Genomic DNA, 14,541 nt, shown 5'->3' with positions numbered 1-14,541 from the left:
TAGCTGAATATCATTTCTACAGAGACCTTGACAACTATCTAGGTCTCTTTTTGTTGGCTTGACATAAAGTTTGATTAAAAATACCTCGCTAACTCATATTTTACGAAAAATAAAAAGAATCCATTTTTAAAAAAAGATTGCTTAAAATAGATTCTTTTTCAGTTATTTTATTTGGTTTTTATAAAAAAGTTTGATCATTTTTTACTTTTGTTGATCAATAATAGCGCGAAAAGCAGCATTATAACCTGAAAGAACCTAAGCTTCTTTGGATCCATTCCCAGCTCTGTTCAGAAGTCTATGTCCTGAAATCCAAACTGTCACCCCGGTCCCCCACAATATCAGGGCTGAACTAAAACCAACAAATGTCCACCACACCATAATTTGATAATTACCCCAGGTAACTCTTACAGGTAAAGTAAACAGTGCAATTACCGAAAACAGACAAAGAAGTGAACCCGAAATATAATAAATCTTAACCTGGAAAAGGTGCGCTAGGGGAAAGAAATGAGCTCCGACAATAAGGGCCATAACAGGGACAAACAAATCCAAGTGATTGGTAGTTTCACAAATTACAGAGGCAACGGCAATCAATACGCCTTCTAAACCGAAAATAATACCGAACCACATATTCTTTCGTTTCCAACGATGGGAACCCCCTTCCATCATCTCGTTTGATAACCTTTTGGAATTCATTATCAATACGATTCCTCCAATCAGCAGTATAACACCAATCAGCAGGGATAAGATCAACAGCCAGAGAAATCCCCAGCCCTGCAGCCCTCTAATTCCAATTCCCGCCCACAGAGTACCGAAAAATGCCATGAAGAGAACTCCAAAAGCTGTCCCGCGCACAGCAGCTCTAGGAATGATGGTTTGCGACATATCATGAACCCTCCTCTTTCAATTTCCTTCTAAAAGGCTAAAAGATGCTGTCTCACTATTACGGAAAATTTCGCCATAGTAAAGATAATAATAATATTCCTTATTTCTGGAGTTAATACCCTGTACATTCCATACGGCTGTAGTTTATATGAGATTGTTTGGACACCCACTGAAAAGGAACCAGAACCGCACCTTTAGTTCAATAAAAAAAGAGCGTCAATCCTCTTTGGATCAACGTCCTCCTTATATTGCTATCTTTTTATTCTTGATTAAACCATAGTTCGTCTTTGTCATCAACGTCGCCATTGTAATTGATTAGAATTTCATCTCCTGCTTTTATATCTGTGTAAGCAAAGAAGTCAAATGTGCGATTTTTAAAATTAATCTCATAAGTTGCGTTAGGTTCATAAGAATGGTTAAACAACATTCCATAGCCAAGAAGGATAGCAGATTGACCTATCCCATACTCAAAAGCATAATCACCGAGTATGGTTTGCTCAACGTATTGATGCTGTTCGTTTGGATAAGAAATGACAGGTGCTTCGTGTAAGAGCTCTCCTTTTTGGATATCCCGTGTAGCAAATACCCCTCTATTGAATTCTCCATTACTTAGTGGAGATGTTTTTATCTCAATCATATTTGTTCTCCTATCACTTTTAAATATACTTTCTACTAGTAACACTAATTTGAACATTGAGCTCTTTTTATTAGCTGGTTAATCTACTCTTCCATTTATACGTTTAGCGTGATGCTTTTGGCGGTTGGCAGACATCACATTTGCGTTGGTGATTATTTTTAAATTTCTTAAACGTTTTTTCAAAGTTGCTACCACATGCACATTTAAATAGTAATTTTTGAGAAAAGCCGTGATATTCAGTCGTTAGCAACTTACTTTCCGAATTGTTCTCAACAAATTCTTTAATTTTACCGATCGTCCATTTTTTATTCATTCTCTCTTACACCTCCATATTTTATCGCTATGCGGAGGCTTTCATGGCATCCGTTCAGTTATAATAATTATCTTAAGCTCCTTATTATAACATGAGCTGGTGCACAATTAAACAGAGTGAATATATTGTATTTAACTAATATTCCATGTTCAACGATTTCTACCACTTGATGAGGAAAAAAAAACCATTTTATTAGGGGCTAATATTCTGCTGGTCCTCCACCAATAATTGATTTCCTCCGAAGAATTAAACTCCAATAATTTGCTTTAGTTTTTCTAACGGCACATATCCAACAATTGGTTCATGTAATTTATTATGAATGATCAATCGAGAATTAGGAATTCCCATTACCTTATATTCCGCTGCAATATCTGGGCTTTTTTCAACATTTACCTTTATAATTTTCACCTTACCACTGCATTCTTCATTAAGTTGCTTAAGAACCCCTGCGAACATTTTACACGGGCCACACCACTCAGCCCAAAAATTTATTAACACAATCTTTTTAGTTTTTAAGTGTTCTCTTAATTCACTCTTTGTTGTTACATGAACAATTGACATAATTTTCTCCTCCTTTATGGAAATAAAAATCTTGAAGATATAATATGCTTGTAATTTTTATTAGACCCTGCTATCCCTCTTCCAATTAACATTTAAGAACTTAAATTTCCGTAATTAAGTAATTAGGACACCCGCTGAAAAGTAACTTAAATCCGCATTCAACCCACCTCCTATAGAGATGGGGGCTACTGTATCTGCTACTGCCGCTATGCTTTCTCGCAAAAAACAGCTGCTAAAAGAGGTTTAAAAATCTCTAATTAAAATTGATGTAAACTCTTGACGTGTGGGAAGGAATTGCTATAATGAACGTTAATACATGAATATATGAATAATTACTCATATATTCATGTATTATCTTTTAAAATAGGAAGTGGAGATGAAGATATGTTAGATGTTATTGTGATTGGTGCTGGGCAAGCTGGATTAAGTATGGGGTATTACTTGCAACAAGGAGGCTATAATTTTGTCATACTTGATGGAGAAAAAAGAATTGGAGACACATGGAGAAACAGGTATGATTCTTTGATCCTATTTACACCTAAGTCATATAGTTCACTGCCAGGGATGAAATTAGAAGGAGATGAAAACGCATTACCAACAAAGGATGAAATCGCGAATTATCTTGAAACATATGCTAACTGTTTTTTGTTGCCAGTGAAAATGGAGACAACTGTACATAAAGTACAAAAAATTAAAAGTACATTTGAAGTGTCTACTGATAAGGGGGTATTTCTTTCCAAACATGTTATTATCGCATCTGGTGCTTTTCAGAAACCGTTTATTCCTTCAATTTCCCAAAGTCTTTCCCAAGAGGTGTTTCAAATTCATTCTTCCCATTACCAATCACCGGAGATGATTCCAGATGGTCCTGTTCTAGTGATTGGAGGAGGAAATTCTGGTACGCAAATTGCGACTGAACTTGCAGAAAATCGTGAAGTAATCATTGCTATTAGCCATCCATTTAAATTTTTACCACTCAAAATCATGGGCAAAAGCATTTTTTACTGGTTAGAAAAGATTGGTCTCTTATATGCAGGGACTGATACTAGGCGCGGAGCATGGTTTCGAAAACAAAGTGACCCTATTTTCGGCCTTGAATTTAAGCATCTGATTCGTAAGAAAAAAATTAATATTAAACCAAGAGTCATACAAACACAAGGAGAAGAAATAACTTTTAACGATCTTAGTAAAAGAAACGTGCAAAATATTATTTGGTCAACAGGATTTGTTCCTGACTACAAATGGATAGACATAGAGGGAATTTTAGATGATAAAGGTTTTCCACTTCATAAAAGAGGTGTGAGTCCAATACAAGGGTTATATTATATTGGATTACCATGGCAACATCAAAGAGGATCAGCACTTATTTGTGGGGTAGGAGAAGATGCTGAGTTTTTATATTCCGTTCTGAAAAAGATGATTTAAGTTTTCAATTTCTCCTAAGCATAATTGATAATTGCTTGTCCACCCTTATCTATAGTAGTACATTAATAGTCTTTTCCCAGCTGTTGCATAGACAAAATCCAAGGAAAAGAGACCATAGCTTTTCCTTGGGATACTCTTTTTTACTTTAAACATGAAAAAAGAATCCTTTTCTGTTTAAAGTAATTGCGATTAAACAAAACTATATCAAAGTATACACATCTAGATTCGTTTTACATACAGTTATGTAAAACATTCTCAATAATATAGTTTGCTCTTTGTTTAATTCCCATTCTAGGAACTTCCATTATTTCATAATCAAGTTGTTTATAAGTTTCCATCATTATATTATAAGTTTCTACTGCTTCGTCAAAATCCTGTTTTCTTTCTTGATCGTTAATGTATATTTCTTTCCAAGGTGGTAATATAAAAACTTGTTTGTTATACCTGTATTTCCGAGCTACATCTTCAAGTTTTTTTGAAATGGAAATATTAATTAAATGTGAATAGGTAAGTGTATCTGGAATGCCTCTATCAAAAAACAAGGGTTGGTTTGTAGGAGTCGATAATGCGGCAAGATAACTATCCACTGATTTATCTAACATTAAATCACGATAGTTCTTAACATTTTTCCAAGGCAGTGCATCACCGTTAGAAGAAACCTGTGTTTGAATGATTTCTCTTGCTACTTCAGAAACGATCTTATAGCCGTTTTTCTGTATTTCTTCCAATACTGTAGTTTTACCGGAACCAGGTCCACCAGTTATAACAATAAAATTATCTCTATATATTTTTTTATTAGACATTTAAAAGCTTCCTCCTTATCCTGATTCAACAATTGCGTCATAAAAATTCAAAATACATTGCCTTAGAATTTATAAAGGATTGAAAATATTTTGGAAGGTTAAAAACTCTACAAAATGAGGTTATAGTGGAAGGATGCATATAAGTAGGAAACACAATAGAATTTAGGAAGATGGATACAATACTTTTAAAATTTTAGCATATTTTCGAATAAATTCTATGCTTTTATAGTTGATTAACAATTTTAATTCCGCATTAATAGAATCCTTATGGTCTTGGGGACTCTCAATATATTGAATTAATAAAAGCGCAAAAATAATGAGCGGCCGCCCAATAGATCTTATTAAAGCAAATTGAGAAAGGCAGAGATGTTGTTAAATCAACATTTCTGCCTTTCTCTATTAGTCATTTTGGGCTAAAATTCTCTTTCACCCAATACATTGTACAATCGTCGTTTCGTTCCATAAAACCATATTCAATTAAGTGTCTTCTAATAGAAACATAATCGCTATAAATAGACTTTAAAATGGCATTTACTTCTTTCTCGCTATATTTATTCCCTATTTCAAATTTCGTAATTATATGTTGCAGTATAATTATTTTACGCTTTTCCTTACTCGGGAAACTTTCAATAGGACCATCCAAGCCCTGTTTAAAGTAAGTGGCTAATACCTTTCCTTTGTCTTCTACTGTAATTGCATAACGCTCATCCACCTGTGTTGCCCCCTGATGAATTGGTTCATAAACTTTTGTTGTTTCTAAAGCCTGCATAATAGCTAGAAAAACTTTTGCTTGTTTTTCTTTTTCCTTCAATTTAAATCGATGCTGTCGAATTGTTGAAATGCTATTTGCCGAAGTGCTAGTAAGTATTTCTTTATCGGATGATCCTGTTGCGAATAGCCTCAACAATTCCGTTTGCACTTCTGATAAACCTGTATATTTTTTATCTAATTGAATTAACGCTTCAAACACAGAGCCATGTTGTTGCTCGATATGGAGCTGCAAAGCCTTTTTCGCTGTAAAAAATCGATTGTCTATATTGAATACTTCTTGGGCATCAAATGTTTCCTTACAAAATATACATTCATATGTATCCCCTGTGTCTACATATCCCTTTGATAATTGTTCGATTGTCATATCATTCATATTCATAAACAAAACCTCTCTACGTTTATTATTTAATAAATAATATACAATAAGTTTATTTATATGTAAAAAAAGCACCCATTAAAGGGAAACTTCATCATTGGGGTCGTCCCACTGCTTTTATGTCCCGCCCCACTTCTTTGTTTTCATTGTGGGGTAAAGGGTGCTTTTTTACATTATGCATGTGATGTTAATGGGAATAATGGTTGCTTTGTGCCGAATTCAATCATTGGTCGAACGAACAAAACATCATCCTCTTCTTCTATTAATTCAGACTCTACCCCCTCATAATCAGGGATAAAGTAAAAGATGATCTTCTTTGTATTTGGAGATACAATGTTTTTTAAAACTTTGTCCAAATCAATTTGCTTTCTACTAATAACATCAAAGAGGTGTAATTCCCCTTCCTCTTCTTCGAATAATACAATCACTTCTTGTTCCTCAAGAAAATAAATGGCGTCAGGGAACGCAATAAGGAAGTAGAACATTAGTAAATTTTCATTACCTTTTACAGCTACAACGAATGATACAGGAACTCGTTCCTTTGCATACAATTTCATTAATGAGACATCATTGTCATTTTCAGTATTTAATTGTCGAACGGGTCTGTTCGAATCGCCCTCCAATGAATCCGCATCTATAAAATATCGAGTCTCTTGTATTCTCGTAAATCCAAACTTCGGATAGAAATCTAGTACAGTCTCATTGGCGAATAAATAAAGAAAATCACATTTATCCTCATATTCCTTGAGAATATGATCCATTAACTTTTTCGATAAGCCTTGATGACGATAATCTGGGTGTGTCATTACCGTCCCAATCTGGATGCCATTATATTCTTTACCATTCAAAAGAACTGTCATAAAATTAACAGACGCATTTGCGATAATTTTATCGCCATCCATGTATGAATAACAGACATAGCTATCCCCCCAGTACCCGTTGTTATACCACTTACTAAAATCCAAGTTAAAAACTAATTTTGCTAATTCATTAAAACTCTCTTTCAACAGCTGATTATTTTTGTAGTCATGTATGAGTTGATAGGTTGACATAGTTTTGTATACCCCTTTTCTTTTATTTTTTCTTTTCAATCAATTATGCCTCGGCATAAAAAAAGACTATAAGAAGAAATCCTTCTCATAGCCAAATTAAATTCATTACAAATAAACCTATTCTTCTTGTGAATAAAAAGATGTGATTTACTAAATATAATTTGATTGGATATGATTTCTTCTAATGGATAATGTATAAAGAGCAACTCGAATAAAACTAAAAAAATTACTCATTAGTTCCACTCTTTATACTATAAAATTCACTGAATTTTTATTAGCCATTAATAAGTTTCATCATATTCAATCAAAACCTCTTTTCAGAAAATATTTCCTGTTCATCATACTACAGCAAACTAAATATTGTAAATAGTTAATTACTCCGCCGGGTTTGATCATCAACAATTCAAGATGCATCTTCAAACTGACTATTATATAGATCCGCATAGAATCCTTCTTTTGCAAGCAACTCTTCATGATTACCACTTTCAATAATATCTCCGTCTTTCATAACTAAAATCAAATCGGCGTTTTTAATTGTTGAAAGTCTATGTGCAATAACAAATGATGTTTTTCCCACCATCAATTTATCCATTGCTTCTTGAATTAATGCTTCAGTACGCGTATCAACGGAGCTAGTAGCTTCATCTAAAATTAGCAACGGTGCTTTCTTAACCATTGCCCTTGCAATGGTAATAAGTTGCTTTTGTCCTACAGATAAACTTGTTTTATCATTTAAAACTGTATCATAACCTTTCGGCAAGGTTTTAATAAAGTGGTCCATCCCTACTGCCTTACAAGCTGCAACCACTTCTTCATCGGTTACATCTTTTTTGTTATAAACGATATTTTCCTTAATGGTACCTTCGAATAGCCAAGTATCTTGCAGCACCATGCAAAATAAGTCGTGTACATTTTTACGAGTAATCAAATTAGTCGGTACATCCTCAATCTTGATTTCCCCACTATCTACTTCATAGAAACGCATGAGAAGATTAACAAGCGTTGTTTTCCCAGCCCCGGTAGGTCCAACAATGGCAACCTTTTGTCCGGCTTTTATATGCGCAGAGAAATCTTTAATAATAAGTTTCTCTTTCGTATACCCAAACTTAACGTTTTCAAATTTCACATTGCCTTTGACCTCTTTGGCGTCTAAAGTAACTTTCTTATCACTTTCGTCCTCAAGCTCCTCTTCTTTTAAGAACTCAAATACCCGTTCACTTGCTGCGGCAGTTGCCTGCAAACTTGTAGCTGCCTGTGCCAACTGAGACAATGGCTGCGTAAATAAGCGGATATAAACCATAAATGAAACGATAACACCAAAGGTAATGGAGCCTTTCACTGTTAGTGCAGCACCTACTACACAAACAACGACATACCCTAAATTTCCAATAAACATCATGAGAGGCATCATCATCCCCGACATAAACTGTGCTCGCCAAGCGCTATTAAATAGACTTTCGTTGATTTCATTAAATTCTTGCTTCGCTACTTTTTCACCGTTATAAACCTTCATGACATCATGCCCTGAATAAGTTTCTTCAATATGACCGTTAATTCTACCAAGGTCTTGCTGCTGACGTATGAAGTACTTTCGGGATTTGGATATAATAAAGGTCATTAAGGCAAATCCAACGAAAGTTGCTGCAATGGCAGAAAGTGTCATCGTAACATTAATAGAGAACATCATAATCAAAGATCCTAAGAACATAACTACCGCTGTCACTAGCGAACCAATACTTTGGTTTAGTGACTGTCCAATCATATCCACATCATTCGTGACACGACTTAACACATCCCCATAGGTTGTAGAGTCAAAGTATTTCAACGGTAATTTATCGATTTTGTTTGAAATATCTGACCGTAACCTTTTGGAAACTCGCTGCGTAATAGTAGCCATAATAAACGCCTGAATATAATTGAAAATAAAACTCAATCCATACAAAATAGCAAGGAGTAGACCGATTTTTCCAATAGCCGTAATATCAATCTCACCCATCATGCCTTCCATTATCAAATCGGTTATCTCACTAAGCTTATTCGGTCCAATGATCGTAAAAATTGTTCCTACAACTGCTAATACAAGTGCAAAGATAATCGCTGGTAAATAAGGTTTACAATAGGTAATCAACTTGCCCAAAGGCTTTTTGAAATTCTTTGGCTTTTCCCCAGGAGCCATCATATGACCTGGACCACCTGGACCTTTTCGAGGCTTATTTTGTGTATTAGGCATTTTCCAACTCCTCCTTTGATAGCTGCGAATAGGCGATTTCCTGATAAGTCTTACAAGTTTTCAGTAACTCACTATGTTTCCCCATACCAACGATTTTACCTTCGTCAAGAACAATAATTTTATCAGCATCTTTAATCGTTCCAATTCGCTGTGCCACAATCAAAGAAGTTGCACCTTTCGTTTCTTTTTTCAAAGTAGAACGAAGTTGACGGTCTGTTTTATAATCTAGGGCAGAGAACGAATCATCAAAAATAAAGATCTCTGGTTTTCTATTCACTGCTCTTGCAATAGAAAGTCGTTGTTTTTGTCCTCCTGAAAGATTTGTACCGCCTTGAGCAATATCCGCTTCATATTGGCCATCCATTGTCTCGACAAATTCTTTTCCTTGGGCGATTTCCACAGCTTTTTTGATACCCTCATCCTTTGAAGAAGTCTGGCCGTTATCACCGTAGGCAACATTAGATTTAACTGTACCTGAAAATAATACGGCTTTTTGAGAAACGTAGCCAATCTTATTATGAAGAGCTTCTTGTGCATATTCTTTCACATTGATGCCGTCGACTAATACTTCGCCCTCAGTAGCATCGTAAAATCTTGGGATTAAATTGATTAGCGTACTTTTACCACTACCTGTAGAACCGATTAAAGCGACAGTTTCGCCTTTATGTGCCGTAAAGCTAATATCTTCTAAAACATAGTCCTCTGCATTAGGATATTTAAAGCTAACATGACGCAGTTCGATCTCCCCTTCGATTCCCTTAGGTGACGATTGTATGTCTCCATCAATAATTGTCTGAGGTGTATCTAGCACTTCATTAATACGGGCTGCAGATACTGCTGCTCTCGGAAGCAAAATGAATGTCATTGATAAGAGCATAAATGCCATAACCACCTGCATTGCATAAGATGAGAATACGACCATATCACTGAACAAACCGATTCGATCCATTCCCCCTACATTATTAATCAAATGAGCTCCAATCCAATAGATAGAAAGAGTTAAACCTGACATAATCAGACCCATCCCAGGCTGCATAAGGGCCATAAGTCGATTCACAAAAAGATTTGTATCAGTTAAATCCTTATTTACTTTTTCAAATTTTTCTTCCTGATACCCTTGTGCATTATAAGCATGAACAACACGAATACCCGTTAAACCTTCTCTTGTTACTCGGTTAAGGTTATCTGTCAATTTTTGAACGACTTTGAATTTCGGTAGCACAAAGATGATCAAATTGCCTATCATAATAAGTAAAACAATGACAGCTACTCCTGTTGCCGCAGACCACTCCCAACTTTTCCCGGTAATCTTTAAAATAGCCCATACTGCAAGGATCGGAGCCTTAATCATCACTTGAAGACCCATTGCAACAGTTTGCTGTATTTGCGTTATATCATTAGTAGAACGAGTAATTAGACTTGCGATTGAAAAACCATTAATCTCTTCCATAGAGAAAGATAACGTTTTGTCAAATACGCCTTTTCGCAATTCCTTTGAGAGAGATGTTGCTACCCTTGCCGCAAAATAGCCGACAACGACTGCCAATATCATACTGCCAAGGGCACATAAAAGCATCTTCCCTCCAGCTGCCCATATCTCGCTCGTTTTACTGCCCTCTGTTTGTACAAGAGTCGTAATTTTAGCCATATAATCCGGCAACTTCAAATCCAAATAAACTTGCCCTACAATGAACACGATACTGGCTACAATAAGCGTCCATTCTTTTGGTTTTAAGTATTTAAATATTTTCAACATATTTGCATTCCTCCTCATTTTAGTTAGCATGCTAACTATATAGTGAAAAAAACTTTAAAATAGCATTTCTTTAAGATTCTATATTACTTTTCATGGCATCCATTACTTCAAAAAAAACTTCAAGTTTCTCTTCCGGGATACCTGTTAGTAATCTTTGTTCAAGCATCGCTCTACGAGTCATGATACCGTCGTGAATTTTAAGCGCATCTTCTGTTAAGACAATTTTTTTAAGTCTTGAATCATAGGGAACAGATTGCCTTGTAATAAAACCATTATTTTCCATAGTCTTTAGTATTCTAGATGCTGTTGATTTACGAATAGAAAAGTCTCTTTCAAAATCCTTTTGAAAGACATCTTTATCTTGGTTTTTGTAAAGATAACTAATGGTCCAACCATGCATGGCAGTAAGGTTTTCTTTTTCCATTAGTGTATGATCCAATTGTCTTCTCATTAACAGAGATAATGTACGTAACTCTAATCCAACTGATCTCCTTTTGCTCAATTTTTCAACCTCCAATATGTAAACTATAAACACTAGTTTATTAGCATTCCTGATATGGCGTACTTACCTCAATTTTCCATAAGATGCTTAAGCCTTTAGGTGTCGATGAACCATGTTCGGATTTATCTATAATCAGTTTGCCATAATGTCTGCAAAAAATTCAACAAAAAAGCAAAACCACTTTTTATAACTAGTAAGTGGTTTGGCTTTGAAATAAAACAAGCTTAGAAATGTCAAAATAACTAGGGTATAAGAAGATTAATTTTTAATTTAAAATCCTTATTTTCAGCAAACTCGATTTTCCAACTAAGTATTCGTTATCTGGATTTTTTTCATATCTCAGAATAGCATCGAATTTAGATAAGGATTTTTCTAATCTACCCGTGAACTCTAAATCAACTGGAAATGTAAATATTGGTTTAATTCTTTCTGTAAAATTCATATCTGCATAAAGCACTGCCTAAAATAAATGTGAAAATCAATGTAAATATTCCCAATGGATAATTGGTAAACGTTCTTCCTGCTTCATTAGGACTAAAAATAAATGGAACAGCCCAAGGAAAAAGAGTATTAATTGGTGCATTTATTAAAATTAAATTTAAAAATAAAATAGTTACCAATAACAAGACAACAGACAGCATATTCTTCCATCTTATAGAAAAATATGCTCCTATAGGTATTAGACTAAAGTGCATCAGAGTCATTAACAATACCGTTTTTAATTGTTTACAAAATAATTGAATTGTAAAAGGTTCGTTTGAAATTGTTATTCCAAGTAAAAAAGGAAGTAATAAAACAATAACCATGGAAAAGATAATAAAGCCTAAAACGATTAAAAACTTTCCAATTAGAAATTTATGTTTTGGTATAGAACTTGTAAAAAGTACTATATCCATATTATCTTGATACTCTCTTGAAAAAATATATCCAGCAAAGATATAGTACATGGAGATGCCAGTCATCATATTAAAAATCATATAGATAGTCATATAATATTCATCCCATCCCAATTCATCAATTGAATATTTTGGGTTAGACGCATACATAAAAAATACTAAAAAAATTGTAGCTAAAGTCAGGAATGGGACAATATAAGCAATTTTTGTTCCTTTAAGTTTTAACATTTCCGATTTTAATACTTCAACCAATAGTCCCACCACCTGTTATATTTATAAAATAATCTTCTAAAGATTGACGAATAGTTGTAATTTCATAAACTTCTATTTGGTTTAAAACTAATAATTTCGTTATTAACGCTTCATTAGGTATTTCACTTAAAATTAGAAGATTGTTCTCATTTACTAGTTCATAGGTAATATTAGGTATTTTCTCACGTAACAATTGTATGGTTTTTTCTCGATTATCAACTTTAAGTCTAACTTGCTTTTTAAAATTACTTTTCAAGTTATTTAAATTGTCTTCCACAACTAAAACACCCTGATGAATAATGCCTATCGTATCTGCTAACTGTTCGATTTCGCTTAGAATATGACTAGAAATAAGAATGGTTTTTCCTAAATCTTGAGACAAATGTAATAGAAGCTCACGAATTTCCTGTATACCCGTTGGATCTAAACCATTTGTAGGCTCATCTAAAATTAAGAATTCAGGATTATGTAAAATCGCCCTTGCTATACCGAGTCTTTGTTTCATTCCTAGGGAAAAATCTTTCACTTTTTTATTTTTACATTTTAATAAATCAACCGTATTTAAGACTTGGTCAATGTTTTTTTCATCTTTTACCCCCATAAGGTTACTACTTATTTTAAGTTGGTCTCTTGCATTTAGATTTGGGTAAAAACCTGGGTATTCAATAATTGTTCCGATATTTTTTAGTACTGAAGGATACTGTGTTGAAAACTCTTGTCCATTGAAGTAAATGGAACCTGAAGTTGGATTTAATAACCCCATTAACATGCGGATAGTTGTAGTCTTCCCTGCCCCATTTTCTCCAAGAAATCCGTATATTTCTCCTTTCTTAATATGTAAACAAAGTTGATCGACCACCCTTTGTGAACTAAAATCCTTTGTAAGATCAACTGTTTCTAATAAATAATCCAATATGTTTCACCAACCCTCAGAAATTTTTATTTATATTAAAATCACAATATAAGTAGAAAAGGTTCAATCTTAAATGTTTTTTTATGTATCGTAATATGAGTAAATACTTTTTTAAAAAGCGCCTGTAAAAATTAAATGTTGATAATTAGGCAAACTTAAAGGAAACCCTATTTTTATGGGGTTTCCCCATTAACTCAAATAGTTAGCCTTAGATAGTGTAGTTTTATATCTTGTAGTGCAATACTTAAATCAACAGAGGCATCAATGGCAATATATAATGCAATAATACTTGCTAAAACAATTACAATTGCACCATCTTTAAGTAGTTTTCTGTTCTTCTTATAAAGGAAGAACGAAAATACTACAACAATTAAAAAGTATGATAACGATATGATTAGTTTTGAAAGTATCAATTTACTATCGCTTACAGCCATCATAAAATTTAGTAATTCATCTTTATTGTCGATACTTTCTTCGATAGTAGTTATATCTCCTTTGTAACCAATCTTCCAAGTGAATGAATTTTCCTCTTTGGTTACGGTGTACTCATAATCCATAGCTTTACCATCACCAATAGTTCCTGAATATTCTTGTGTATCCTCTTCACTTTGAGTACAAGCCGATAATATTAAAGTGATACAAAATAACAAAATCAGAACATATTTTTTTATCACAATCCCCTCCTTAATTAGTTTACTAAGCACTATGCACTGAATTTTGACAAGCGTAAACTATCATTTGTTTCCGTCATTTCAAATACAAACGATGTTAAAAAACTCTTTTATATTATGTTTTGTAGTTTCATTACTATGGCTATCTACGAACAAGAACCAACTGAGGTAATTGTCGAGATATTTGGTAGCCACACCTTTAAAACGGTCAATCCATTGTTTCAAACGTGAATGGAGACCATTTACATTTTGGATGTGATACAAGCCCTTAATTACGTGTTTACCGTCATTAGACTTAATTCTATAATGTTCTAATCCTTTTTCTCTTGCATAAATTTTACAAGCTCCCCAAGTATCGGTGACAAGAACATTTTCAGAAGATAGTTTTGAGCCAATCAACTTGAGATAGCTTGTCGATATGCTTTAACAAGTTATTAAACGCTTTGCTCACCATTACAACCACCGAATGTTCGTTCTTATATAATTATAACAAAATTTTGT

At 33.9% G+C, this 14,541-nt stretch carries 14 protein-coding genes and 1 pseudogene; 1 reads left to right on the top strand and 14 read right to left on the bottom strand.

Features of this window, described 5'->3' with window-relative positions:
- Nucleotides 1-255: 255 nt before the first annotated feature.
- The 4 genes from ACIQXF_RS13755 to ACIQXF_RS13740 all read right to left on the bottom strand — a co-directional run bounded on the left by ACIQXF_RS13755 (nucleotide 256) and on the right by ACIQXF_RS13740 (nucleotide 2,393).
- Nucleotides 256-882: a hypothetical protein gene (locus ACIQXF_RS13755; protein ID WP_402783684.1), complete on the bottom strand. Its 627-nt coding sequence runs from the start codon at nucleotides 880-882 to the stop codon at nucleotides 256-258.
- Between the two features lie 259 nt (nucleotides 883-1,141).
- Entirely contained in the window at nucleotides 1,142-1,519 is a 378-nt protein-coding gene (locus ACIQXF_RS13750; protein WP_402783710.1) for an SET domain-containing protein, read from the bottom strand.
- A gap of 103 nt (nucleotides 1,520-1,622) precedes the next feature.
- Nucleotides 1,623-1,832 (bottom strand): hypothetical protein, encoded by a 210-nt coding sequence (locus ACIQXF_RS13745; protein ID WP_402783683.1) that lies wholly within the window; start codon nucleotides 1,830-1,832, stop codon nucleotides 1,623-1,625.
- A 246-nt stretch (nucleotides 1,833-2,078) separates the two neighbouring features.
- Nucleotides 2,079-2,393: a thioredoxin family protein gene (locus ACIQXF_RS13740; RefSeq protein WP_402783682.1), complete on the bottom strand. Its 315-nt coding sequence runs from the start codon at nucleotides 2,391-2,393 to the stop codon at nucleotides 2,079-2,081.
- A gap of 384 nt (nucleotides 2,394-2,777) precedes the next feature.
- Between ACIQXF_RS13740 and ACIQXF_RS13735 the strand changes: the two genes are divergently transcribed.
- Complete coding sequence (locus ACIQXF_RS13735) at nucleotides 2,778-3,818, top strand: flavin-containing monooxygenase (protein ID WP_402783709.1); 1,041 nt, start codon at nucleotides 2,778-2,780, stop codon at nucleotides 3,816-3,818.
- A 230-nt stretch (nucleotides 3,819-4,048) separates the two neighbouring features.
- Here the strand turns inward: ACIQXF_RS13735 and ACIQXF_RS13730 are convergent, their stop codons facing one another.
- The 10 genes and pseudogenes from ACIQXF_RS13730 to ACIQXF_RS13685 all read right to left on the bottom strand — a co-directional run.
- Nucleotides 4,049-4,621: an AAA family ATPase gene (locus ACIQXF_RS13730; RefSeq protein WP_402783681.1), complete on the bottom strand. Its 573-nt coding sequence runs from the start codon at nucleotides 4,619-4,621 to the stop codon at nucleotides 4,049-4,051.
- Between the two features lie 403 nt (nucleotides 4,622-5,024).
- A complete protein-coding gene (locus ACIQXF_RS13725; RefSeq protein WP_402783680.1) occupies nucleotides 5,025-5,771 on the bottom strand; it encodes a DUF2087 domain-containing protein in 747 nt (248 codons plus the stop codon).
- A gap of 170 nt (nucleotides 5,772-5,941) precedes the next feature.
- Complete coding sequence (locus ACIQXF_RS13720; protein WP_402783679.1) at nucleotides 5,942-6,820, bottom strand: GNAT family N-acetyltransferase; 879 nt, start codon at nucleotides 6,818-6,820, stop codon at nucleotides 5,942-5,944.
- A gap of 403 nt (nucleotides 6,821-7,223) precedes the next feature.
- On the bottom strand, nucleotides 7,224-9,050 hold the full coding sequence (locus ACIQXF_RS13715; protein WP_402783678.1) for an ABC transporter ATP-binding protein: 1,827 nt from the start codon (nucleotides 9,048-9,050) through the stop codon (nucleotides 7,224-7,226).
- Nucleotides 9,043-10,806: an ABC transporter ATP-binding protein gene (locus ACIQXF_RS13710; protein ID WP_402783677.1), complete on the bottom strand. Its 1,764-nt coding sequence runs from the start codon at nucleotides 10,804-10,806 to the stop codon at nucleotides 9,043-9,045. The genes ACIQXF_RS13715 and ACIQXF_RS13710 overlap by 8 nt, the downstream gene beginning before the upstream one ends.
- Nucleotides 10,807-10,876: 70 nt before the next feature.
- Nucleotides 10,877-11,308 carry a MarR family winged helix-turn-helix transcriptional regulator gene (locus tag ACIQXF_RS13705; RefSeq protein ID WP_402783676.1) on the bottom strand — a complete coding sequence of 144 codons (432 nt, stop codon included), beginning with the start codon at nucleotides 11,306-11,308 and terminating at the stop codon, nucleotides 10,877-10,879.
- A gap of 419 nt (nucleotides 11,309-11,727) precedes the next feature.
- Nucleotides 11,728-12,465 (bottom strand): ABC transporter permease, encoded by a 738-nt coding sequence (locus ACIQXF_RS13700; protein WP_402783675.1) that lies wholly within the window; start codon nucleotides 12,463-12,465, stop codon nucleotides 11,728-11,730.
- Nucleotides 12,449-13,369, bottom strand: a complete 921-nt coding sequence (locus ACIQXF_RS13695; RefSeq protein WP_402783674.1) for an ABC transporter ATP-binding protein — start codon at nucleotides 13,367-13,369, stop codon at nucleotides 12,449-12,451. The genes ACIQXF_RS13700 and ACIQXF_RS13695 overlap by 17 nt, the downstream gene beginning before the upstream one ends.
- Before the next feature lie 194 nt (nucleotides 13,370-13,563).
- Nucleotides 13,564-14,043 carry a hypothetical protein gene (locus tag ACIQXF_RS13690; RefSeq protein ID WP_402783673.1) on the bottom strand — a complete coding sequence of 160 codons (480 nt, stop codon included), beginning with the start codon at nucleotides 14,041-14,043 and terminating at the stop codon, nucleotides 13,564-13,566.
- A 29-nt stretch (nucleotides 14,044-14,072) separates the two neighbouring features.
- Nucleotides 14,073-14,439: pseudogene (locus ACIQXF_RS13685) on the bottom strand (IS1595 family transposase); the annotation flags it as partial.
- Between the last annotated feature and the right edge of the window lie 102 nt (nucleotides 14,440-14,541).

This window comes from Lysinibacillus sp. NPDC097231, from assembly GCF_044761885.1.
Lineage (GTDB): Bacteria > Bacillota > Bacilli > Bacillales_A > Planococcaceae > Lysinibacillus.
The sequence above is the reverse complement of the archived record's forward strand: the minus strand, read 5'-3'. Positions and strand labels throughout refer to the sequence as shown.